A 22,382-nucleotide genomic window follows, 5' to 3' on the forward strand; every position below is an offset into this window, starting at 1 on the left:
GAACGCGGCCCGGCGCCGCGTTCCTGCCCCGCGACGAACCGACCACCATCGCAGTTTACACGGACCTCAGCCTGCCGGCACAATGCCAGCGGGATAAGGATTGATGTGCCCGCACTACCCCTGTGACACCCGCATGCAAGGACCAGTCCCATGCCCCTGCTGTTAGGCATCGACAATGGATTGACCGTCACCAAGGCGGTGATCTTTGACGAAACCGGCCAGCCGATTTCCATCGCGCGCCGCCGCGTTGCGCAATCCATGCCTCGGCCACGACATGTCGAGCGCGACATGGACGACCTGTGGACGCAAACCGCTGCCGCCATTGCCGAGGCCATTGCCAACTGCCCCCGTCCGGCCAGCGAGATACTTGCCGTTGCCGCCACCGCCCATGGCGACGGGGTGTATCTTCTGGATGAACGGCGCCGCCCGCTAGGCCCCGGCATCCTGTCGCTGGACAGTCGCGCCGCCGAGATCGCGGCCCACTGGGACACTGACGGCACCGCCGACACCGCCTTGCAGCGCACGGGTCAAACCCCGCATGCCTCGGCTCCCTCGGCCTTGCTGGCATGGATCCGCGATCACGATCCGCAGCGATTCAGCCGGATCGCCCATGTCCTGGCCTGCAAGGACTGGCTGCGGTTCTGCCTGACCGGAGAGATCGCCACCGATCTGACCGAGGCCAGCACATCCTTCACGGATGTAGAGACTCAGGTCTTTGCCAAGGACATCCTGCCGATTTTCGGCCTGGCGCAACTGGAGGGTGCCCTGCCGCCCATACTGAATCCTTCCGACATCGCAGGATATGTGACGCCACATGCCGCGCAGGCCACCGGACTGGTCGCCGGCACCCCCGTCGCTGCAGGGCTGCATGATGTGACAGCATCATCTCTTGGCGCGGGCGGCTATGGCCACGGGCGCATTGCGATCGTAGCGGGAACCTATTCGATCAATGAAACCGTCTCGGCAGCGCCCCATACTGACAAACGCTGGTTCTGCCGCAACGGGCTGAGCAGGGGCGAATGGAACAATATGTCCATCTCACCGGCCTCGGCTGCGAATTACGACTGGTTCCTGGATACGTTCTGCCAGACCGACAAGCACGCCGCCGAGGCCGCCGGCCGGTCACTGCATGTCGACATCATCCCCGAGATCCAGCAGGCGATGGCCCAACCCTCGACAGCGATCTTTCATCCCTTCCTCTTCGGTTCTCCCATGGGGGCCGATGCCAGCGCGGCGTTCTTCGGGCTGCGTGGTTGGCAGGATCGCGGTCAGGCCCTGCGCGCGGTGATCGAGGGCATCGCCTTCAACCATCGCATCCATGTCGATGCACTGCGTGAGGGCTTTGCTCCGGATTCTGCTGTTCTGACCGGAGGAATATCTCGCAGCCCATTGTTTTCACAAATTTTTGCAGATGTTCTTCAGATTCCCGTTGAGGTCACTGACACCGATGAGGCTGCGGCCTGGGGTGCCGCCCTTTGCGCCGGCGTGGCGGCCGGGATTTTCACGGATTGCGCTGATGAGCCGCGCGATCTGAAACAACTGACCAAGACCTATATCCCTGACCCCACCCGCAGCGCCCGGCTTGACCGGCGCTATGAGATCTTTCTGGATCTGGCAAAGGTATTAGAGCCCATCTGGCCTCGTATCGAGGCACTGGGCGGAGAGAAGCAATGACCGAAATTCGCGATGTTGACGTGCTGATCCTTGGAGCTGGCATCAACGGTGCAGGACTGTTTCGCGATCTCTGCGAACAGGGGCTGAATTGCGTCATTACCGACAAGGGCGATTTCGGCGGCGGCACATCCTCGGCGCCTTCGCGCCTGATCCATGGCGGCATCAAATACCTCGAGACCGCCGAGCTGGGGCTGGTTGCCCAATCCACGCTTGAGCGCAATCTGTTGCTGAAGAACGCCCCGCATCTGGTGCGACCACTTCCGACCGTCATTCCAATCTTCTCATGGTTCAAGGGCATTCCCGCCGCGCTGCGCACGCTGTTCGGTTCTACAACCGCACCGCGCAGCCGCGGGGCCGTGCTGATGAAGATCGGCCTGTCGATGTATGATTTCTATGGTCGCCGCCATCGGGTGATGCCTCGCCACGAACTTTGGTCCAAGGGCCGTGCGCTGAAGGAAATCCCCCCCCTGACACCGCGCATCGTCGCGGCGGGACAATATTACGATGCCACTGTCACCCAGCCCGAGCGGCTCGTCTGGGAGTTGATCTCCGACGGGCTGCGCGCCTCACCCAAGGCCGCGGCCCTGAACTATACGGATATCACGCAAACCGACGGCACGGATGTTCACCTGCGATCTCCGGATGGCCAGATCGCCCTGCGTCCCCGGGTCGTTGTCAATGCGGCCGGGCCATGGATCGATCGCGTGAACGAACAGCTTGGCGCGCCGTCGCATCTGATCGGCGGCACCAAGGGTTCGCATATCCTGCTGGACCACCCCGAACTGATAGCGGCGCTCAAGGGCCGGATGATCTATTTCGAGGCCGATGACGGGCGAATTTGCCTCGTCTTTGACTACCTTGGCCGCGCATTGGTCGGCTCAACGGACATTCGCGCCGATGATCCGGACAATGTCATCTGCGAGGACAGCGAGGTCGCCTATTTCATGTCGGCACTGCGCAGCCTTTTGCCCGGCCTGGACTTCAGCGAGGACCAGATCGTCTACGCCTATTCCGGCATCCGCCCCCTTCCTGCCAGCGACGGAACCGACCCCGGGTTGATCAGCCGCGACCACTCGGCCCCGGTGGCCGAGCCAGAGGATCAACGCCAATGGCCTGTCATTTCGTTGGTCGGCGGCAAATGGACCACCTTTCGCGGATTTTCAGAAGAAGTTGCGGATATGATCTTGCAGCGCATTGGGATAAAACGGCAAACCAGCACGCAGCAGCTGGCCATCGGCGGCGGGCGCGACATGCCTGCCCCGGTTCACCGTGCCGATTGGATTCGCAAGGCCGCGGCGGCCACGGGGGCAGCTCCGGCACGGGCCGAGTGCCTGCTGTCGCGCTATGGCAGCACCGCGATGATGATGCTTTCCGCTGAGGGCGCGGCACCAGAAATGCTGGAGGACGCCAGAGATTACAGCCTCGGCGAACTGGCATGGATCGTCAAACATGAGCGGGTCCGGGATCTGCGCGACCTTGTCATGCGCCGCACGCCACTGGCGGTCAGTGGTCGCCTGACCTCACGCGATCTTGCCACTATATCAGTGCTTTGTGGTGACATTCTCGGATGGAATGATGTCGAGCGCGAATCCCAGCTGAGCCGCACTTCCGAATTCCTGGAAACCCGGCACAGGATCAAGCTGCGCGCGGCGTAATCCGAGTGTAGATAATTGAAATATCTATATATTGCAATAGAATATGAGCTAAATCTCATGCTCTTTCGATGACATGGTGCACCTTCAAGGGCATGGCTCCGCGTGCTTGTGCCGGTGTCATGCCCGTCCAGTCATGGAATGCGCGATAGAAGGAATTCGGATCCTGATAGGCCAGCAGGAAACTGGTTTCCTCGGTGCTCAATTTTCGGTCGCGCAGATAGGTCATGGCCAATGCGGCGCGCGTCTGATCCAGCACGGCGCGAAAACTGGAACCCTCCTCCTTCAGCTTGCGTTGCAGGCTGCGCTTGCTGGTTCCCAGCCGCAGGGCGACCTGCTCGGCCGAGACATGCCCTGTCGGCAACAGATCGGTCAGCGCCTCGCGCACTTGATCGGTAAAAGCCGATGCGTGATCACCATTGCGCAGGCGTGCATTCAGTTCGGCGGCAATCAGGCGATAGATGTCGGTGTCGGCTGATATCAACGAACGGCGTGCATCCTGCATGGAAAAGGTCAGGACCGTATGCCGACCCGGACGGATCGGGGCACCGATGTACTCCTGATAGGCAGGCGTCACGAAGTCCATGCCGGGCAGTGTCACCTCCTGGGGCAGCACGTGATGGGCGGTGAAGGTCCGGGCCAGTTCCAGAAAGAAGATGATCTCGGTGGCGCACATGACGTCGGGCACGGCAATCCCGCCCGCCGACTCGAAGCGCACGACAAAGCTGGTCGGACTTTCTGAAAGATGCAGCCGGATCGGCGCGATCAGTGACTTGAACACCTTCAGCCGGTGCAGCCCGGTATAGATGTCCGGGCTGGCCGAGAAAGCCATCAAGGCCGGTTGAAACGGACCTCTGGAAGCCCCCTGTCCCAATGTCAGGGCCAGATCGGTGGCATTGCTTTCGCAGGCAATCGCCTGCCATATGGCGAAATAGGTCTCGCCATCCACGCCCCTGCCCTCGGTCTGCAGGTAATCCGGGTCCAGCCCGCAGCGCGCCAGCACCTGTTCCGGTGCCAGACCAAGCAGATTGCAGCACAATCTGACATGGGTCGCGATCTTGTATCGTTCGGTTCCGGCCATGGGTCATCCTTCATTCCAGCCACGGCCCGATGACAGATGTCATCAATGGTTAGAGCTTTGGCGCGTTCTGCAAGTTCTGCACGACATAGGTTTGCGCTACAGTGAATTCCAGTCAGCAAAACAGAGTTGCTGCGTGGGAAATGGACGGAATGTCGCCGGTGCGGTCGCGCCGCGTGTACAGACCGGCCATGCTCGATGCGTGCAATCTCTTCAGCCAGCCTCAGGAGGTCCAATGGACTACTCAGTCAAGATCAATGGCGAGACACGGCAGGTCGAGGCCGAGCCGGGCACGCCGCTTCTTTGGGTCATTCGCGATGAATTGCGGCTGACCGGCACGAAATTCGGATGCGGCGTGGCATCCTGCGGTGCCTGCACCGTCCATCTGGATGGTGAGCCGGTCCGCTCTTGCCAAACCTACATCGAGGATATCGAGGGTTCCGAGATCACCACCATCGAAGCCGTCTCTGCCGATCCGGTCGGTGCAGCGGTCCAGCAGGCCTGGGCCGAACTGGACGTGGTGCAATGCGGCTATTGCCAATCGGGGCAGATCATGTCCGCCATCGGCCTGCTGCGCGAAACCCCGAAACCCGATGTTTCAGAGATCAACGACTACATGTCGGGCAATGTCTGCCGTTGCGCCACCTATCAACGTATTCGCGCCGCCGTACAGCGCGCTTCCGAAATTCTGGAGGCCTGAACCATGACAGGTTTGACACGCCGCAGCTTTCTGCAGACCGCCGCTGCTTCGGGCGCCGCGCTGACCCTTGGTTTCACGCCGAAAGGCGCCTTGGCACAGGCCGCGCAAAGCCGGCAATTGACCCCCTTCCTGTCAATTGACAGCGACGGGAACGTAACGGCCATCGTCAAGCATCTGGAAGGCGGTCAGGGTCCGGCAACCGGCCTCAGCACGCTGATCGCCGAAGAGCTGAACATGAAGCTGACCGACATCCGCTTTGAAATGGCCCCCGCCAATGCCGCGCTGTACAACAACCTGCTGTTTGGTCCGGTGCAGGCCACGGGCGGATCAAGCGCCATGGCCAATTCCTTTCTGCAATATCGTACCGCAGGCGCCGCCGCGCGTCAGATGCTGATCGCGGCTGCCGCGCAAAAATGGTCTGTCGCTCCCGAAAGCCTGAGCCTGAAGGACGGTGTCGTCTCTGATGGCGAAAACTTCGCCCGGATCGGTGAACTGGTAGGTGACGCAGCCAGGATGGAGGTCCCCGCCGAACCGAGGCTGAAGGATCCGTCGGAATGGACCCAGATCGGCAACCCCCAGCGCGCGCGCCGCGACAGCCATGACAAGATCAATGGCAAGGCCCGCTTCGGCATGGATGTGCATCTGGACGACATGCTGGTCGTTGCCATCCGGCGCACGCCCCGCATGGGTGGCATCGTGGCTTCGTTCGACGACAGCGAGGCCAAGGCCGTCAAAGGGTTCGACCACGCGGCCGTCCTGCCCAATGGCGCAGGCGTTGCGGTCTATGCAAAGAACACCTGGGCGGCCTTTCAGGCCCGCGATGCCTTGACGGTGGAATGGGATTTCAGCAAGGCCGAGGGGCGCAGTTCGGAAGAGATCAGGGCTGATCTGGCCGCCATGCTGGACGCTGAACCCCAGTATAACGGCAACAAGGCCGACAGGGCGGCGGTCGAAGCCGCCATTGAAGGTGCCGCGCAAACCATTTCGAGGGAGTTCTATTTCCCTCTGCTGTCCCATTCGCCCATGGAGCCGATCAATGCCACGATCGAGCCTCTGCCCAACGGCGGCATACGGTATCATGACGGTGCGCAGGGGCCGACCGTCAACCAGATGGTGGCCGGAGAGATCCTTGGATTGACCCCCGATCAGGTCGAGGTCAAATCGCTTTACGCGGGCGGCTTTTTCGGCCGCAGGCTGAATGCAGGCGCGGACTATCTTGTCGAACTGACCATGGCCTATGCGCTGACCGATCAGAGCCGGCCCGTCAAGCTGGTCTGGTCGCGCGAGGATGATGTCACCGGCGGCTGGTATCGCCCGCAGGCCCTGCACCGGGTGCGTGTCGGACTGGATGAGGCCGGCAAGATCCTGGGCTGGGAGCATCGCGTCGCCACACCCTCCATCTTCAAGGGTTCACCCTTTGAAGCCGCTGTCGTCCATGACGGTATCGACGCGGCCAGTATCGAAGGCATTCACGACGGCGCCTATTCCATTCCGGGGATGGCGGTCGGGCTGACCGACGCAAAAAAGGCCACCACGGTCAACTGGTGGCGTTCGGTCGGTCACAGTCATACCGCCTATGTGATGGAAGTGATGATGGATCTGGCTGCCGAAGCGAGCGGCATCGACCCTGTTGAATTCCGTCTGGCCTATCTGGACGAGGAGACCGAGGACGGTCGCCGCGCTGCACAGGTTCTGCGTCTGGCAGCCGAAAAGGCCGGTTGGGGACAGGTCGCCGAGGGGCGCGCGCTGGGTGTCGCGGTGCACAAATCCTTCAACACCTATATTGCCGAGGTCTGCGAGATTTCGACACCGGATGACATGGTGAAGATCGAAAAGGTCACCGCCGCTGTCGATTGCGGTATTGCCGTCAATCCCGATGTCATCAAGGCGCAGGTCGAAGGGGCCATCGGCTGGGGCATCGGCCACGCGATGCGTGACGAGATCACATTGGAAGAAGGTGCGGTTGTCCAGTCGAACTTTCCAGATTACGAGCCGTTGCGAATTGCGGATATCGGCGCCATCGAGGTGCATATCGTGCCCTCTGACCTGCCGCCCACGGGCATTGGCGAGCCGGGAACTCCGCCCGCCGCGCCCGCCTTGGCAAATGCCATTGCCAGGGCGACCGGCCAGCGGATCACCCAACTGCCGATGAGCGCCACCACGGATTTCTATAGCTGACACGGTAGAATCCATCATAAGCTCGACCTTCGCGCCCTTGCAGCCTATGCTGCCGCCGCGCGGAGGTTTTCTGAAGACAGGTCGGCCCATCTGGACCGGCTCCGGCCCATGAATGAACGGTATCAAGCCATGTCCCTGCCCGATCGCATCGTCTCTGCCACGGCACCCAAGCTGCCCCAATTGCCGGCCAGTGACGCGCAATCCGTTTTGGCTGCGCTGGCGGAAGGTGGAGGGGTTCTGGCCATGCTGACCGGAATTGAAGGCCGGTTCTATCGGCCGATTGGCGCGATGATGGCCGTGCTGCCCGACGGCAATCAGGTCGGCCAATTGTCCGGCGGCTGCGTCGAAGGTGACATCGGCCTGCATGCCACACAGCTCGCGGCAGTCGGTGAAGAAACCACCCTGCGCTATGGCGCGGGCTCGCCATTCTTCGACATTCGGCTGCCCTGTGGCTCGGGGATCGAGGTCACGCTGCTGCGTGTGTCGGGCGATCAGATCCTCCCGGCCTTGCAGGATCTGGCGCAACGCCGCATCGCAACGCTGGAGCTTGGTTCCCTGCCGCGGGTGCAAGTTCAACCCGAAACCCGGATTGTCGTCACTGGCGAAGGCAACGAAGCCGCGGCCTTTGCAACCCTTGCCCATGCGGCAGGGTATGACGTGTTTCACGCCGCGATACCCGAGCTCGAAACAGTCGATGAATTTACCTCTATCGTACTGTTTTTCCACGATCATCAACGCGAAACTGCAATCCTTGAAACGGCGCTGAAATCCCCGGCATTCTGGATAGGCGCTCAGGGCAGCCGATTGTCACAACAGCGCCGTCTGGATACTCTGCGCGACCGAGGAATCGCGGAATCTCAACTGTCGCGCATACGCGGCCCCATCGGGCTGATCCCGCAAGCCCGAGATGCCCGCACCCTGGCCATCTCGGTGCTGGCCGAAATCGCTGCCGCGCGGCCATGACGCAAGCGGCCATTCTGCTGGCAGCGGGGCATTCGCGCCGTTTCGGGGCGGCCAACAAACTCTGCGCCCTGATCAACGGCACGCCGATCCTGTCACACAGCGCAAGCAATCTGGCGGCATCCGGCGCAGATGTCTTGATCGCGGTTCTGGGCGATCCGGCCTTGGCCGATCTCTTGCCCGAAGGTTACCAGGTCGTGACCTGTTCGGGTCAACAGTCCGACAGCCTGCGCGCCGGGCTGGCGGCGGCACGGGCCATCGGCGCAAGCGGCTGCCTGATCGCCCTGGGCGATATGCCATTCGTGACCGGGACTTTCTTCCGCCAGATTCTTGACGCGGCGGATTCCACCACGCCAAGCGCGACATCTGGCGGCGCCGGTGCGATGCCCCCGGCCTGTTTTCCCGCCGCCTATTTCGACCGGCTGGATGCGATACAAGGGGATCGCGGGGCACGCCAGCTGCTGATCTCGACACCCCGATGCCACCTTGTTCCGGCCCCGCCGGCAATGCTGCGCGACATCGACACGGTGGCCGACCTGCGCGCCTGTCGCTGACGACCTGCCTCTGAACGCCCTCGACACCCCCGCTACTGGCGGGGGTTTATTCATGTGCGATTGGCTATTTCGGCCAACACGCAGAATTGGCTTGATACACATGTAATTTTCAGTTTACATCCGTATTGGCGCTATAGGGAATCTCTGGAACCCATCGCGCTACATGTTCCGGCGTCGCCAAATGCGACGCGCCATGTCTGGGAGGACAACGAATGAACAAACTGGCCATGACTCTCGCCGGGGTGGCTATGGCCATGCCCCTGGCTGTCGCCGCGCAGGATGCTGCGGGCACCGAGAAACAGGACAGCTATCGCTTTCTGATCGTGCCGAAAGTCGTTCACCCCTGGTTCGACAAGGTGAATGAAGGCGCACAGATGGCAGCGGCGGCATTGGAAGCACAGACCGGGGCCGATGTGGAAATCATCTACTCCGCCCCCCAAACGGCCGATGTGGTGCAGCAGGTGCAAATCGTCGAAAGCGCCATCTCGACCCGCCCCGACGGCATTGCCATCGACCTGCTGGACCCTTCGGGCAACCGCGCCTCGCTGGAAACTGCGCAACAGCAGGACATCCCGTTGGTGATCTTTGACTCGGTTCCGCCAGAGGGCATGTCGATCCCCTATATCGGCTCGGATTTCTGCGAGCAGGCCAAGATCGCCTCGCGCCGGTTGGTCGAGGTTCTGGGCGGTGAAGGTCAGGTCGCGATCATGATGGGGGTTCCCACCGCGCCGAACCATGCAATCCGCGCAGAATGCCACCGCGAAGTCTTTGCCGAATATCCCGGCATCGAGGTCGTTGCCGAAGGCATCGACAATGACAGCATCGAGATTGCCCAGCAGCAGGCTGCGGCGATCATGCAGGCCAACCCCGAGCTGAAGGGCTGGGTGGCCTCGGATGCGGCAGGCCCGATCGGCATCGGTCAGGCCATCATCGAGGCTGGCAAGGAAGACCAGGTGACGCTGGTCGGGCTGGATAACCTGCCCGAGATGCTGGACATGATCCGTTCGGGCGTTGCCGACAGCTCTTCGGCCTCGCAGCCGGAACTGCAGGGCTATTGGTCAGTCATGCTGCTTTGGGCTCAGGCCACCGGCGCACCCGTGCCGGGCTATCTGGACACCGGAAACGCTTTCCTGACTGCGGAAAACGTCGACGGCTGACCCATGTGCCTGCGGATGCCCGACGCATCCGCAGGCCAACCCTGCCGGAGGAATCATGGCTTATCTTGAAACGCGCGGATTGGGGCGCGACTTCCCCGGTGTGACCGCATTGAACAATGTCGATCTGTCCATCGAACTGGGCCGCACTCATATTCTTGCCGGGGAAAACGGCGCGGGCAAATCGACGCTGGTCAAGATACTGACCGGCACGGACAACGCCAGCCGCGGTTCGATCACGATTGACGGGCAGGATCCGACCGAAAACCCCGAACTGTATCGCAAGATCGCCTATGTGCCGCAGGAACTGTCACTGTTCCCCGATGTCAGCGTGGCCGAAAACCTGTTCATGCCCTTTGACCGCACCGGCCATGGCGGACTGGTCAAACGCCGCCTGATGGAGGCCGAGGCCCAGACCTATCTGGACCGCTTCGGAATCGAGGCACGCCCCTCGGACCTGGTGCGTCACATCTCGGTCCCTGATCAGCAGTTGCTGCAGATCGCGCGGGCATCCACAAATCGCGACATGAAGGTTCTGATTCTGGACGAGCCGACCTCGGCGCTGACCGCGCGTGAAGTCGCGCGGGTCTTCGAAGTGATCCGTGGCTTTCTTGATCGCGATCATGCGATCGTCTTCATCTCTCACAAGATGGAAGAGGTCTTCGAGATCGGCGACGACTATACCGTTCTGCGCAATGGCGAAAAGGTCGACGCCGGACAGGTCGGCGCAATCGACGAGGCCGGTCTGATCCGCGCCATGTCAGGGCGCGAGGTCGCCATCGACGAACATTTCCGCCCCGCTGTCCTGCGCGATGACGCAAGACCGGACGAAACCATCATGGAGGTCGATCATCTGTCGGGCCATATGTTCGACGATATCAGCTTCACGCTCAAACGCGGCGAGATTCTTGGCTTCGCGGGACTGGTTGGCGCGGGACGCTCCGAACTGATGCAGACCATCTTCGGATTTCGCAAGGCCAGCGCCGGTCGGGTCCGTGTCGAGGGCCGGGACTGGAAACTGAATGACACCTCGGCCTCGGTCGCGGGCGGGATGCTGTATCTGTCCGAAGAGCGCAAGCAGCACGGGATCTTCCCGCTGCTGTCGCTGCGTGACAATATCGGCATCTCGGTCCTGTCACTGACCTCGGGGCGCGCGGGGATCGATTTCGGCAAGGAACGCGACATCGTTTCGCGGGTGATGGGCGACTATGGCATTCGTGCCTCGGGGCCGGGTCAGCGGATGTCGCATCTCTCGGGCGGCAATCAGCAAAAGGCCATCATTGGCCGCGCCATGGCCACCACGCCGCGCATCCTGATCTTTGACGAGCCCACCAAGGGCATCGACATCCGCACAAAGGCCGAGATCTATCGGATCATGAAGTCGCTTGCCGAAGAAGGCGTCGGCATCATCCTGATCTCTTCCGAAATGACCGAGCTGCGACGCTGCGCCAGCCGAATCCTGACCATGCATGGCGGTCGGCTGACCGGCGATTTCGACGCGGCGACCACTGACACAGAAACGCTGGTCGGGGCGATTTTTGCCACCGGCACCACCTCCGAAGCCGGAGGCATGAATGACGCGGAGACCCGACATGACATCTGACACCCAGACGGCGCAGCCTCGCCCCTCGGCGCTGACGATCCTGATCCGCAATCCGCTGGCCGGCGTCTTTGTCGCGCTGGTAGCGATCTTTGCGATTTCGGCGCTGATCTCCCCCTATTTCCTGACCGGCTACAACATGTCGGTGATCGCACGCGGGCTGGCCTTTGTGGGGCTGGTGACGATTGCGCAGTCCTCGCTGATGATCCTTGGCGAACTGGATCTGTCACTGGGCACGATTGGCGGGCTGTGCGGAGTCATCTGCGGCATGCTGATGGTGCAGGCCGGGCTTCCCGCCGGTGTTGCGCTGATCCTTGCGCTGCTGATGGGCACCGCGCTTGGTTTCGTGAACGGCTTTCTGGTCACGCGGCTTGGACTGCATTCGCTGGTGCTGACCATCGGCACCGCCGGAATCTATGGTGGCGCGATTCTGGTGCTGACCAAGGGGGTTGCAATCACCGGCATTCCCGAAAGCATCCAGTTCCTGGGGCGCGGGGATGTGCTGGGGGTTCCGGTGCCTTTCATGATCATGATCGCCGTGCTGGCCATTGCCCTGTTCCTGACCCTGAAAACGCCGATGGGGCGCTATATGTATGCCATTGGCAACAATGCCGCCGCCGCGCGGATGCTGGGCATCCGGGTCGACAGGATCCGACTGCTGGTCTTCAGCTTTGCCGGAATGCTTTCGGCGCTGGCGGGCCTGCTGATGGTGGCCCGGCTGGGCACCGCGCAGCCTTCGATCGGACAGGCATGGGTTCTGGCACCGATCGCCGCCTCGGTGATCGGCGGAGTCGCCACGACGGGCGGCGTCGGATCGCCCCTGGGCGCAATATTCGGCGCCGGCATCATTGCCATCATCGAAAACATCATCGTGCTGTTCGGGGTCTCCCCTTATTGGCAGGGCGTTGTCTCGGGGGCCATCGTCGTGCTGGCCATCTCCTTTGACGCCCTGTCCCGTCGCTATCTTCGCCGTGAAGGCGCCTGAACCATCTTGAGGGATCGAGTCCATGACGAAAACGAAAAAACTGATCAATGCGCCTGAAGACATCATTCCCCAACTGGTGTCCGGCATGGTGGCCGCCCACCCCGACCTGCTGAGCGTCGAAGGCGACAGCGGTCGCGCCATTGTCGCCGTGGACGGACCGCGCGACGGCAAGGTGGGCGTCGTCGTCGGCGGCGGGTCGGGCCATGAACCTGCCTTTGCAGGTTATGTCGGACGCGGACTTGCGGATGCGGCGGCGGTGGGAAACATCTTTGCCTCGCCCTCGCCCGAGCAAATCCTCGATGCCGCCCGCGCGGTGGATTGTGGCGCGGGGATCCTGTTCCTCTATGGAAACTACACCGGTGACGTGATGAATTTCACCATGGCCGCCGAAGAGCTGGAGGCTGCGGGCACAGCCGTTCAGCAGGTTCAGGTGGCCGATGACATTGCCTCGGCCCCGGTCGAGCGGCGCGATGAACGTCGCGGCATTGCCGGTGATTTCTTCGTCTTCAAGATTGCTGGCGCCGCTGCCGATCTGGGAGAGCCGCTCAGCCGGGTGGCCGCTCTGGCCCAAAAGGCCAATCTCGCGACCTTTTCGATGGGCGTGGCACTGGGGGCCTGTTCACTGCCGCAGACGGGCAAGCCCAACTTCGAAATCGGCGATGACGAGATGGAAATCGGCATGGGTCTGCATGGCGAACCCGGCATTCGTCGTGAAAAACTGGCCAGTGCCGATTCCGTCACCGACGAGTTGATGGACACGATCCTTGGTGAAATGGCCCCAAAGCCCGGTGATCGCGTCGCGGTTCTGGTCAATGGCCTGGGTTCGACCTCTCAGGTTGAACTTTACATCATCTTCAACCGCTTGAAGCAGATCCTTGATGCGCGGGAGATCACCATCCATCGCGCTTGGGTCGGGGAATATGCCACATCGCTGGAGATGGCCGGCGCCTCGATCACGCTGATCCGGCTTGATGATGAGCTGACCACACTGCTGGATCACCCCTGCCGCTCGGTCGCGCTGACGGTCGGGGCGGTCGAGTCGGGTTCCACGGCGGATGTGCGGTCCTCGCGCAAGACTGCGGCCAGCACCAATGCCCCGCAGGCCAGCCCTTCGGCACCGGTTGCCCTGAACGAGAGCGGCTTGATCACACCGACGATCTTTCGCCGGATGATGCAGCATGCCGGGGATCAGATCATCACCGAGCGGGACTGGCTGTCGGAACTGGATGGCGTGATCGGCGACGGCGATCATGGCGTCACCATGGAGATCGGCTGGAAGGCCGTGCAGGCTGCGCTGAACAATGCCCCTGCCGAGGAAACCATCGAAGGCAGCTGCAAGCGCATGGCCAAGGCATTCCTGGACGCGGTCGGGGCATCCTCGGGGCCGCTTTATGCGACAGCCTTCCTGCGGGCCGGCGCTGCTGTCAGCGACCGGCGAAATCTGGGCCCGAATGCCCTGGCGCTCTGGCTGGCGGCTGCCCTGCAGGGCATCCGTGATCGCGGACGTGCCGAGGCCGGGGACAAGACCATGATCGACGCCTGGGTGCCTGCGGTCGAGGCGGCGCAAAAGGCTGCAGCTTCGGGGTCGGAACTGGCGGTCCTTCAGGCCGCGCGCGACGGGGCCGAAGCCGGCATGAAAGCCACGGCAGACCTGGAATCGCGGCGCGGACGTTCGGCCAAGCTGGGCGCGCGCTCACGCGGGCATATCGATCCGGGCGCGGCTTCGACCTATGTCATCCTGCGCGCCATGGCGGCAGCGATGGAACAAGAGGCTGCCGCGCAATAGATGCCTAGCGTGGCCCGGCCAGCAAGGCCCGGGCCACGGCTTCATTCGTGACCAGACGATTGACATATCCGGCGCGCAGGATGGCGCGGATGATCTGGGTCTTTTCGGTTCCGCCCGAGACCAGGACCGAGATCGGTTTCAGCTTCAGCTTGTCGGGGCTGAGTGCCATCAGCGAGTCATTCAGGAAATGGTCGATCGGACGGCCCCGGGCATCCAGAAAACAGCCCAGGAACTCGCCGACGGCACCGCGCTTGACGATATCCTCCAGGTGATCCTTGACGACACGGATTTGCGTCAGGGTCGTGTCCTCGGCCAGCGCTCCGCAGGAGGTGATGCCCAGATCGGCGATCTCGGTGCGCGCCAGAACATCGGTCAACTCGTCAATCAGCAACAGCGTTTCGCGCCCCTCGGGGCTGGCGCAATACAGGGGCGCAGTCAGATAGTGACATTCGACATCCAGCTGGCGGGCAAAGCTGGTCGCCACCTCGAAGGTATTGGTGCCCGATGAGCGTGTGACACCGCCCGTCAGACCGACCACCCAGCTGTCGGCGTGGGGGCGGCCGTTCAGCTTGCGCACGGCAAAGCTGAGCGTGCGCCCGGTCGCCACGCCGATGCCAAGGTCGCGGCCTGCGATCAGTTCCGACACCATGTTGCCGGCGGCCTCGCCGATCACGCGCTTCTGTTCCAGAAAATCGGGCAGGTCAGGCACCACCAGAGCCTCGGCCAGCCCATAGCGCTCGGCCACCCTTTGCGCCAGATCGACGCAATCGCTCAGCGGCAGGGCGACCTCGATCTGGACGGCACCATCTTCGCGGGCCTGACCGATGATCCGGTTCACCTTCAGCCGGGTCAGATTCATCCGCGATGCTATCTGCTGCTGCGTCAGCCCTCCGACGAAATAGAACCACGCAACCCGCGCCCGCTCCAGTTCTGCAGACAGATCATCAATCGGTTCATTCATCGGGGCCGCCACCTCATGCCAGATGCCATCCATCATTAGGTTGGCGCGCCGGCAAGAACAAGTTCACCTGGGCCTAACCCTGCGGTGTCATGGCCTTGCGCTGGCGGTTGCGCTCCAGTCCCAGCTTGTGTTCGCGCAGGATGATCAGGATTCCGGCCAGAATGACGACCCCCGCGCCTGCAAGGACAATCCCCGTCGGGGCCTCGCCAAAGACATACCAGCCGATCGCGATCGCAAGGATCATCGACACATAGTCAAAGGGCGCAATCAGCGAGGCATCAGCGAAGCGATAGGATGATGTCAGCAGGATCTGCCCGACTCCGCCCAGCAGGCCCATGATCACCAGCAGGGCAAAGGTTTCGGGCGCAGGCATGATCCAGCCAAAGGGCAAGGTCAGCAGCCCGAGGATTGCCGAGGTAACGGAAAACCAGAAAACGATCGCCGAGGTTCGTTCCTGCACCACCAGCTTGCGAATGAATATCTGCGCCAGTGCCGCGCAAGAGGCCCCTCCCAGCGCGACCACAGCCCCCAGGGTCCGCAGCACATCGTCGCCCTCATCGCTGGCAGTCAGCTGCGGTGACAGCACGATCAGCACACCGGCCAGCCCCATCGCAACCATACCCAGCCGGAACAGCCGGACGTTTTCGCCCAGGAACATGGCGGCAAAGACCACCACCAGCAAGGGCGCGGCATAGCCGATGGCCGTGGCCTCGGGAAATGGCAGCAGCGCCAGCGCCCAGAAGTTCATTGCCATGGCAGCGGTGCCGACAATACCGCGATATAAATGCCCCATAGGTCGGAATGTCTGCAGTCCGACCCCCAGTTCACCGCGCATGACCAGCCAGATCAGGATGACCGGCAGCGCAAAGAACGACCGGAAGAACACCTGCTGTCCGGGCGGTATGCCCAGCCCGCCATCCGATGTGGCCTTCACCAGGGCCGCCATCACGGTAAAGACCGTGACGCTGCTGCATTTCAAAAGGATACCGCGAATCGGGCGTTGGGGCTGGTTTTCCATGGGAAGCATCTTCTAGCCCTGCTCCGCGGCAGGTGCGACCTCTTTTCCGCTGTCTCTGCAAAAGACCCGGACAGGGGCATCCGCATCCTGCCATGAAACATTTGCACAACCGTCACGGCAATGACACATGTGCGCGCCATGCCAGCGTGAATCCAACATCAGGGGTGTTTCATGTCCGGCAAATTTCTTTCGGCGGTATCGGTTCTGGCGCTGGTGGCGACGCCATCCTTCGCCAACAGCTTCAACCGCATCGCGACCTTTCCCGTCATCGCCAATATGGGTGCGGATGAAGACCTCGGCCGCGAAACTTCGGCCGAGATCATTTCCGTCTCGGAGGACGGGAACACGCTGATCTATACCGACAGCCCGCTAGGCGGCGTGGGGCTGATCGACATCTCGGACGCCGAGAACCCGAAGCCACTGGGCAATATCGCCCTGCAGGGTGAACCGACGACCGCGCATATTCTGGGCGACAAGGCCGTGGTCGGTGTGAACACATCGGAGAGCTATACCGCACCGTCCGGGCGTGTGGCGGTGATCGACATTGCCAGCGCGTCCGAAACCGGTTCCTGCGACCTGGGTGGTCAGCCGGATTCAGTGGCCGTTGCCCCCGATGGCAGCTTTATCGCCGTGGCCATCGAGAATGAGCGCGACGAAGATCTGGGCGATGGCGGCCTGCCGCAAATGCCCGCCGGCTATGTCGTCAAGCTGCCGGTCACGGGCGAAGGTGTGGATTGTGCCGCCTTGCAAATGATCGAGCTGACCGGGCTGGCATCGGTCGGCGGTGAGGACCCGGAACCCGAATTCGTCGATATCAACCAGGCGGGCGAGATCGTCGTCACCCTGCAGGAAAACAACCATATCGTCGTCATCGGCCCTGACGGTGCCGTCGCCAATCACTTTTCGGCCGGAGAGGTGACGCTGGCCGACATCGACACCCATAGCGACGGAAAGCTTGGCTTTGACAGCGCCCCTGCCCCGCTGCCGCGCGAACCTGATGGCGTCCGGTGGATCGACGCGGATCATTTCGCCACAGCGAATGAAGGTGACTGGAAGGGGGGAAGCCGCGGCTTCACCATCTTCCACAAGGATGGGACCGTGGTCTTCGATTCCGGCAATTCTCTGGAACATGCGATCATCCAGATCGGCCACTATCCTGAAAAGCGGTCGAAATCGAAAGGTGTCGAGGTCGAGAACATCGAGTTCGCGCGCTTTGGTGATACGCCATATCTGTTCGTCGTCTCGGAGCGCGCCTCGGTGGTGGCGGTCTATGATGTAACCGAACTGGCGGCGCCCAAGCTGACCCAACTGCTACCCTCGGGGATCAGCCCCGAAGGCGCGGTCGCCATTCCCTCGCGCAATCTTCTGGCCACCGCCAATGAGGCCGATCTGGGCGAGAATGGCGGTGCCCGTGCGCATGTCATGCTCTACAGCCTGCAGGACAGCGCGCCAGTCTATCCGATGCTGACTTCGGAAGGCGCCGACAGTCTGATCGGATGGGGTGCTCTGGGCGCGCTGACCGCTGTTGGAAGCGAACCGGGTCAGTTGGTTGCGGCCTCGGACAGCGTCTATTCGATGATGCCCTCGCTTTATCATATCGACGCCAGCCAAAGCCCCGCGCGGATCACGTCGCAAACTGTCATCACCCGCGGCGGATCTGCCGCGCAAAAGCTGGACATCGAAGGCATCACCGCAGATGGTCAGGGCGGTTTCTGGCTGGCGATCGAAGGCAATGCTGCCAAACTGGTGCCTCATGCCATCATGCATGTGAATGGCGACGGAGAAATCACCCGCGAAATCGCATTGCCCCAAGAGGTTCTGGCCCATCAGCGCCGTTTCGGCGCCGAAGGCATCGCGATGGTCGGCCAGACCCTGTGGATCGCCATGCAGCGCGAATGGGGTGACGACCCCGAAGGCCAGGTCAAATTGCTGGCCTATGATCTGGAAGATGGCACATGGGGCGGCGTTCGCTATCCGCTGGAGGCAAAGGGCGCGGGCTGGGTCGGCCTGTCGGAAATCGCCATTCATGGCGATTACGCCTATCTGATCGAACGCGACAACCAGATCGGTGATGCGGCGGCGCTGAAGAAGATCTTCCGCGTTGCCCTGACGGAACTGCAGCCCGCCGAATTGGGGGGCGATCTGCCCGTCGTCGCCAAGGAAGAGGTTCGCGATCTGCTGCCAGAGCTGACCTCGCTGACCCATGGCTTTGCGGTGGACAAGGTTGAAGGTCTGGCCTTCGACGCAGCGGGCGATGCCTGGGTCGTGACCGACAATGACGGCGTTGATGACAGTTCGGGCGAAACCCTGTTCTGGAACCTGGGCAAACTGGACTGAACACGCCCCTGACAGCCAACAAAAAAGGCCCGGTTCGCAATGAACCGGGCCTTTGCGTATCGGGAAGGAACAGCCGGATCAGAAATCGAGCGTCAGACCCAGCGTGGCCGTGCGGCCGGGCGCATAGAGCGGATAGACATCGCGCGGGCTGTACTGAACATAGCTGCTACGTTCGTAATATTCCTCGTCAAAGATGTTATCGATGCTGAAATGCACGACAAGATTGTCGAAACGCGCGGGCCGCCACTTGGCATAGGCGTTCAGCACGGCATAGGAAGAATGATCGTCATAGCCTGCCTCGGTCAGGTAGTCGCCCGACAGGGTTCCCGCCCATTCCAGTGTCCCTCCGACGGTCAGATTGTATTGCGGGATTTCCTGATCGATGTAGAGCGTCGCAAGATCGCCGACGGGCATGACCGTACCACCGCTTGGCAGGACGTCATCACCGTCCTGAGTGACATCGGCCTTGGTGTAGCTGGCCCCGACGCGTCCCGAACCCCAGCTGTAGCTGCCCTGCAGGGTGAAGCCCTTGCTGCGATATTCATCGGCATTGGTCAGCATTCCGGCCGAGGTATCATATTCCCCCAGACCGACAAGATGCGTATCAAAGAAGGTCAGGTTGCCCGTCCAGTTCCCCTGAGAGGCGTTCAGACCAAGCTTGACGCTTCGTGCCGTGGCTGCCTCGAGATCAGGATCGGTAACGAAATTGGCGTCGCGGGCATGCAGCAGGCCATATTCACCGACATCATATCCCAGCCATGTGCTGGACGCCCCGGCAAAGAGTTCATATCCCGGCGCGAATTCATAGGACGCCGTTCCGTTGACGCTGATACCCTCATCGGTAAGGCGCCGGTTGTTCCAATCCGTCAGCCGGCTGTGATCCAGACGCATGCCGGTGGACAGGTCGATCCCGTAGCACGTCGGGAAGAAGCGCTGTTTTAAGGTTATGGCCACGCGCGTAGCCCCCAAATAGCGCAGCGTGTGGCCATAACCGGTCTCAGGTCTCAACAGTGGTTTTGCAGAACCACACCGCTGAGGAGACCGGCTATGCCCGCCAACCATTCTACTGCTGCGACTGTGCTTGTCGCCATCGACATTTCCAAGCACCGCCACGAGGTCTTGATCGAGGTACCGGGCAAGAAGCGCCGTCGTCGCATGACGATCATGAACACGTTGGAAGACTTCCAGCGCTTGTCCGCGAGCCTGGCCAGCTACGGCCTGCCTGTGCGGGTCGGGTTCGAGGCGACCGGCAACTATCACAGGCCACTGGCACATCATCTCGGGCAGGCCGGGTTTGACTTGAAGCTCATCCCTTCTGTCGGGCTCGCCCGGACGCGCGAGGCCCTGCACAACAGTTGGGACAAGAACGACCCGAAGGATGCCCAGGTCATCCTGCACATGCTGGAGATTGGCGCCGTGCAGTTCTTTCATGATCCGCTGGTCGTCGGGACCGCCGACATCCAGGAATTGTCAAAGACGCACGAGATCGTTTCACGCTCGAAGACCGAGCTCTGGCACCGCATCCTGACCCATTACCTGCCGCTCTATTTCCCAGAGGCCGAACGGTTTCACCGAAGCTCACGAACCGATTGGTTCCTGGCCTTCCTCGAGAAGTATCCGACACCGACGATGATCACGGCCATGAGCCAGGAAACCTTCATCGCAGACGCTTGGCAGGTGGTGGGCAGGAAGGTCGCCAAGGAGCGCCTGCTTTCAGATATTTACGCTACGGCGGTCAACTCTGTTGGATTGCCCGTGGAACCGGATTCCGACGCCGTTCGCATGTTCCGCCTGGTCCTTTCCGAAGGTAGAAGCCTCGTCCGCCAGCGCAACGAGATCGAGGCCCGGGCGGTCGCGCTGCTCTCCGATCTGCCGGATTATCAGCTACTGACAACCATCCCCGGCATTGGTCCGATCAATGCCATGACCATCTTGGCCGAGGCCGGTGACCTACGCCGATTTCGGCATCATCGGCAGTTCCTGAAGTTCTGCGGCATGGATCTTGCCACCGTGCAGTCCGGCATGTTTCGCGGGCAGAGCCGGATCTCGAAGTACGGCAATGCCCGGCTGCGCCGCACGCTATGGATGGCCGGCCAGACGGCGGTCCAGACAAAGACCAACAGCTTTCGGGACAAGTTCGAACGCTACATCTCGAAAGACCGACACAACGCTCATCTGCGCCGCAAGGCCTACACCGCGATCGCGGCCAAGATGGCGCGCACCGTACACGCTGTGGTCAATCACGGCGAACCCTATCGCCCCTTCTTCGAGGGGGTGAGCCCAGGCGGAAGGACCTCTCTCTGACTGAGCCGTGGAGGCAGTCAATCTGACCTCGTAGATAATGTTCGGGCCTTCTGCTTGGGATTTGGGATCTCGTATTAAGGACGGTGAGGGCCGCCAGCGCGCGTACCCTGTGTTTGCTATGGATGAGATCATTTCTTGACGGCAGAGCCCGTCTGGGCAACCTTATCAGGGTATCCGGACAGCCGGATGCCACACGACCTGCTGACCTAAGCAGCCAGATTTTCCTGACATAGGACGTTGTCGAACTCGAAACGCCCCTGAACGAACGCCCCGATCTGCTGGGTTTCCATGTTGCGCACGCCGGGTTCGAGATCACCGTAATTGTCAATCCGATAATCAGTGCTGTTGAAATCGACCCCGGCCGTGACGGTGCCCGCCCCCAGCGTAAAGGTGTTCTTCATCGAGCCACCGAAGACATCGGTTTGCAGGTCCATGTCGCCATTGATCGCGCGGCCGCTTGCGACGGTTGCATAGTTGGGACGCCAGTATTCATTGCGGCTGAGATACAGCGCAACCTCGGGATCCCACATGTCCGTGGGCGAGACCTCGGTATATTTCAGGCTCAGCGTATTGCTGGTCACCTTGAGCGGATAGACATCCGTGGCATGGCCCAGATCCATGTTCATCTTGATGACACGATCAGCGTCATCCTTGTTGTAGTCATAGGCAAGTTCGATCCGGTGGCCTTCGAATTCATAGCCAAACTTGCTTATGACGCCCTGGGTGGCCGGGGCCGTGCCGGGCATGGTGTAACCATCGCCGGTTTCGTAATCGTCACCATCGGCTGCATGAAGCATGACAAACCAGTCGAAGCCGTCATAGACGCCATAGCCCGCCAGACTGGCCGAAACGCCGCGCCCATTGCTTCCATAGGACAGGCCGACCCGGCCACCCTGCGTCTGGCCATCGGTCAACAGATCGCGCGCGCCGACCGTTTCATAGCGCACCGCACCCGCCGCAGCACCAAAACCGGCATCGGCCGCAGCAGCACCCGCTTCGACCTCGACCGATTTCAGGAAGGCCGGATCGATCACATTCGAGCCGGTATGGTGCCAGCTGGTAACGCCCTGGGGCACGCCATCAACCGTCACGGCAAGATTGGATTGTTCCATCCCGAAGACATGGATGCGCTTGGACGGCCCGGCACCACCGGAGACGGTGATCGCGGAATCCCGGGCAAAGAGTTCGGAAACATCCGCTGGCTGCATGTTCTCGATATCCTCGGATGACACGATGACGCCGCCGGTTGCCTCGACATTTTCCTGCCCTTGCGCAACCAGGGTAATCGGATCAAGCGCAATGGTACCCGGCACTTGCGAGATCTGTGTCTCCTGCGCCAGAAGCGCGGTCGTCATGGCCATCAGCGAAACCCCGGCCAAGGGCATCACGCGTCGTAGCGTCATCATGGTCACTCACTTTATTGTGTCGATACCGTTTCCCT

General features: G+C 61.7%; 17 protein-coding genes. 12 read left to right on the forward strand and 5 right to left on the reverse strand.

Annotated features, from left to right (window positions below):
• Positions 1 to 150: 150 nt before the first annotated feature.
• Positions 151 to 1,674, forward strand: a complete 1,524-nt coding sequence (locus tag JHW44_RS17470; RefSeq protein WP_089345826.1) for an FGGY-family carbohydrate kinase — start codon at positions 151 to 153, stop codon at positions 1,672 to 1,674.
• Positions 1,671 to 3,329 (forward strand): glycerol-3-phosphate dehydrogenase/oxidase, encoded by a 1,659-nt coding sequence (locus tag JHW44_RS17475; RefSeq protein WP_089345825.1) that lies wholly within the window; start codon positions 1,671 to 1,673, stop codon positions 3,327 to 3,329. Before JHW44_RS17470 ends, JHW44_RS17475 begins: the two co-directional genes overlap by 4 nt.
• A 55-nt stretch (positions 3,330 to 3,384) precedes the next feature.
• On the opposite strand, the gene JHW44_RS17480 is transcribed toward JHW44_RS17475, so the two are convergent.
• Complete coding sequence (locus tag JHW44_RS17480) at positions 3,385 to 4,407, reverse strand: helix-turn-helix domain-containing protein (RefSeq protein WP_089345824.1); 1,023 nt, start codon at positions 4,405 to 4,407, stop codon at positions 3,385 to 3,387.
• A 232-nt stretch (positions 4,408 to 4,639) separates the two neighbouring features.
• Between JHW44_RS17480 and JHW44_RS17485 the strand changes: the two genes are divergently transcribed.
• From JHW44_RS17485 to dhaL, 8 genes are all read left to right on the forward strand, one after another.
• A complete protein-coding gene (locus tag JHW44_RS17485; protein ID WP_089345823.1) occupies positions 4,640 to 5,104 on the forward strand; it encodes a (2Fe-2S)-binding protein in 465 nt (154 codons plus the stop codon).
• A 3-nt stretch (positions 5,105 to 5,107) separates the two neighbouring features.
• Complete coding sequence (locus JHW44_RS17490; RefSeq protein ID WP_089345822.1) at positions 5,108 to 7,282, forward strand: xanthine dehydrogenase family protein molybdopterin-binding subunit; 2,175 nt, start codon at positions 5,108 to 5,110, stop codon at positions 7,280 to 7,282.
• A 129-nt stretch (positions 7,283 to 7,411) separates the two neighbouring features.
• Complete coding sequence (locus JHW44_RS17495; RefSeq protein WP_272850340.1) at positions 7,412 to 8,245, forward strand: XdhC family protein; 834 nt, start codon at positions 7,412 to 7,414, stop codon at positions 8,243 to 8,245.
• On the forward strand, positions 8,242 to 8,796 hold the full coding sequence (locus tag JHW44_RS17500; protein ID WP_089345820.1) for a nucleotidyltransferase family protein: 555 nt from the start codon (positions 8,242 to 8,244) through the stop codon (positions 8,794 to 8,796). The genes JHW44_RS17495 and JHW44_RS17500 overlap by 4 nt, the downstream gene beginning before the upstream one ends.
• Before the next feature lie 212 nt (positions 8,797 to 9,008).
• Entirely contained in the window at positions 9,009 to 9,953 is a 945-nt protein-coding gene (locus tag JHW44_RS17505) for a substrate-binding domain-containing protein (RefSeq protein ID WP_089345819.1), read from the forward strand.
• A 55-nt stretch (positions 9,954 to 10,008) separates the two neighbouring features.
• Positions 10,009 to 11,553 (forward strand): sugar ABC transporter ATP-binding protein, encoded by a 1,545-nt coding sequence (locus JHW44_RS17510; protein WP_089345818.1) that lies wholly within the window; start codon positions 10,009 to 10,011, stop codon positions 11,551 to 11,553.
• The gene (locus JHW44_RS17515; RefSeq protein ID WP_089345817.1) at positions 11,543 to 12,535 is read left to right on the forward strand and encodes an ABC transporter permease; all 993 of its coding nucleotides are present in this window, start codon (positions 11,543 to 11,545) and stop codon (positions 12,533 to 12,535) included. The genes JHW44_RS17510 and JHW44_RS17515 overlap by 11 nt, the downstream gene beginning before the upstream one ends.
• A 22-nt stretch (positions 12,536 to 12,557) precedes the next feature.
• On the forward strand, positions 12,558 to 14,321 hold the full coding sequence (gene dhaL / locus JHW44_RS17520; protein WP_089345816.1) for a dihydroxyacetone kinase subunit DhaL: 1,764 nt from the start codon (positions 12,558 to 12,560) through the stop codon (positions 14,319 to 14,321).
• 4 nt (positions 14,322 to 14,325) lie between these two features.
• Here the strand turns inward: dhaL and JHW44_RS17525 are convergent, their stop codons facing one another.
• Together JHW44_RS17525 and JHW44_RS17530 are read right to left on the reverse strand one after the other, a co-directional pair.
• A complete protein-coding gene (locus tag JHW44_RS17525; protein ID WP_089345862.1) occupies positions 14,326 to 15,282 on the reverse strand; it encodes a sugar-binding transcriptional regulator in 957 nt (318 codons plus the stop codon).
• A 73-nt stretch (positions 15,283 to 15,355) separates the two neighbouring features.
• On the reverse strand, positions 15,356 to 16,300 hold the full coding sequence (locus JHW44_RS17530) for a DMT family transporter (RefSeq protein WP_089345815.1): 945 nt from the start codon (positions 16,298 to 16,300) through the stop codon (positions 15,356 to 15,358).
• Between the two features lie 171 nt (positions 16,301 to 16,471).
• Here JHW44_RS17530 and JHW44_RS17535 point away from each other — a divergent pair, with 171 nt between their 5' ends.
• Positions 16,472 to 18,637 carry an esterase-like activity of phytase family protein gene (locus JHW44_RS17535; protein ID WP_089345814.1) on the forward strand — a complete coding sequence of 722 codons (2,166 nt, stop codon included), beginning with the start codon at positions 16,472 to 16,474 and terminating at the stop codon, positions 18,635 to 18,637.
• Between the two features lie 78 nt (positions 18,638 to 18,715).
• Here the strand turns inward: JHW44_RS17535 and JHW44_RS17540 are convergent, their stop codons facing one another.
• A complete protein-coding gene (locus JHW44_RS17540; RefSeq protein WP_272850341.1) occupies positions 18,716 to 19,645 on the reverse strand; it encodes a TonB-dependent receptor domain-containing protein in 930 nt (309 codons plus the stop codon).
• Between the two features lie 39 nt (positions 19,646 to 19,684).
• On the opposite strand from JHW44_RS17540, the gene JHW44_RS17545 reads away from it, so the two are divergent.
• The gene (locus JHW44_RS17545) at positions 19,685 to 20,941 is read left to right on the forward strand and encodes an IS110 family RNA-guided transposase (protein WP_089346217.1); all 1,257 of its coding nucleotides are present in this window, start codon (positions 19,685 to 19,687) and stop codon (positions 20,939 to 20,941) included.
• A 206-nt stretch (positions 20,942 to 21,147) separates the two neighbouring features.
• On the opposite strand, the gene JHW44_RS17550 is transcribed toward JHW44_RS17545, so the two are convergent.
• Complete coding sequence (locus JHW44_RS17550; protein WP_245847366.1) at positions 21,148 to 22,347, reverse strand: TonB-dependent receptor plug domain-containing protein; 1,200 nt, start codon at positions 22,345 to 22,347, stop codon at positions 21,148 to 21,150.
• Between the last annotated feature and the right edge of the window lie 35 nt (positions 22,348 to 22,382).

This window comes from Paracoccus seriniphilus (assembly GCF_028553745.1).
Lineage (GTDB): Bacteria > Pseudomonadota > Alphaproteobacteria > Rhodobacterales > Rhodobacteraceae > Paracoccus > Paracoccus seriniphilus.

Bases quoted from the DNA above. Each gene is read 5' to 3' on its own strand.
- JHW44_RS17480 (WP_089345824.1), bottom strand. From the start codon at position 4,407: ATGGCCGGAACCGAACGATACAAGATCGCGACCCATGTCAGATTGTGC.
- JHW44_RS17510 (WP_089345818.1), top strand. From the start codon at position 10,009: ATGGCTTATCTTGAAACGCGCGGATTGGGGCGCGACTTCCCCGGTGTG.
- JHW44_RS17515 (WP_089345817.1), top strand. From the start codon at position 11,543: ATGACATCTGACACCCAGACGGCGCAGCCTCGCCCCTCGGCGCTGACG.
- dhaL (WP_089345816.1), top strand. From the start codon at position 12,558: ATGACGAAAACGAAAAAACTGATCAATGCGCCTGAAGACATCATTCCC.
- JHW44_RS17500 (WP_089345820.1), top strand. From the start codon at position 8,242: ATGACGCAAGCGGCCATTCTGCTGGCAGCGGGGCATTCGCGCCGTTTC.
- JHW44_RS17470 (WP_089345826.1), top strand. From the start codon at position 151: ATGCCCCTGCTGTTAGGCATCGACAATGGATTGACCGTCACCAAGGCG.
- JHW44_RS17530 (WP_089345815.1), bottom strand. From the start codon at position 16,300: ATGGAAAACCAGCCCCAACGCCCGATTCGCGGTATCCTTTTGAAATGC.
- JHW44_RS17505 (WP_089345819.1), top strand. From the start codon at position 9,009: ATGAACAAACTGGCCATGACTCTCGCCGGGGTGGCTATGGCCATGCCC.
- JHW44_RS17525 (WP_089345862.1), bottom strand. From the start codon at position 15,282: ATGAATGAACCGATTGATGATCTGTCTGCAGAACTGGAGCGGGCGCGG.
- JHW44_RS17490 (WP_089345822.1), top strand. From the start codon at position 5,108: ATGACAGGTTTGACACGCCGCAGCTTTCTGCAGACCGCCGCTGCTTCG.
- JHW44_RS17550 (WP_245847366.1), bottom strand. From the start codon at position 22,347: ATGATGACGCTACGACGCGTGATGCCCTTGGCCGGGGTTTCGCTGATG.
- JHW44_RS17495 (WP_272850340.1), top strand. From the start codon at position 7,412: ATGTCCCTGCCCGATCGCATCGTCTCTGCCACGGCACCCAAGCTGCCC.
- JHW44_RS17475 (WP_089345825.1), top strand. From the start codon at position 1,671: ATGACCGAAATTCGCGATGTTGACGTGCTGATCCTTGGAGCTGGCATC.
- JHW44_RS17545 (WP_089346217.1), top strand. From the start codon at position 19,685: ATGCCCGCCAACCATTCTACTGCTGCGACTGTGCTTGTCGCCATCGAC.
- JHW44_RS17535 (WP_089345814.1), top strand. From the start codon at position 16,472: ATGTCCGGCAAATTTCTTTCGGCGGTATCGGTTCTGGCGCTGGTGGCG.
- JHW44_RS17485 (WP_089345823.1), top strand. From the start codon at position 4,640: ATGGACTACTCAGTCAAGATCAATGGCGAGACACGGCAGGTCGAGGCC.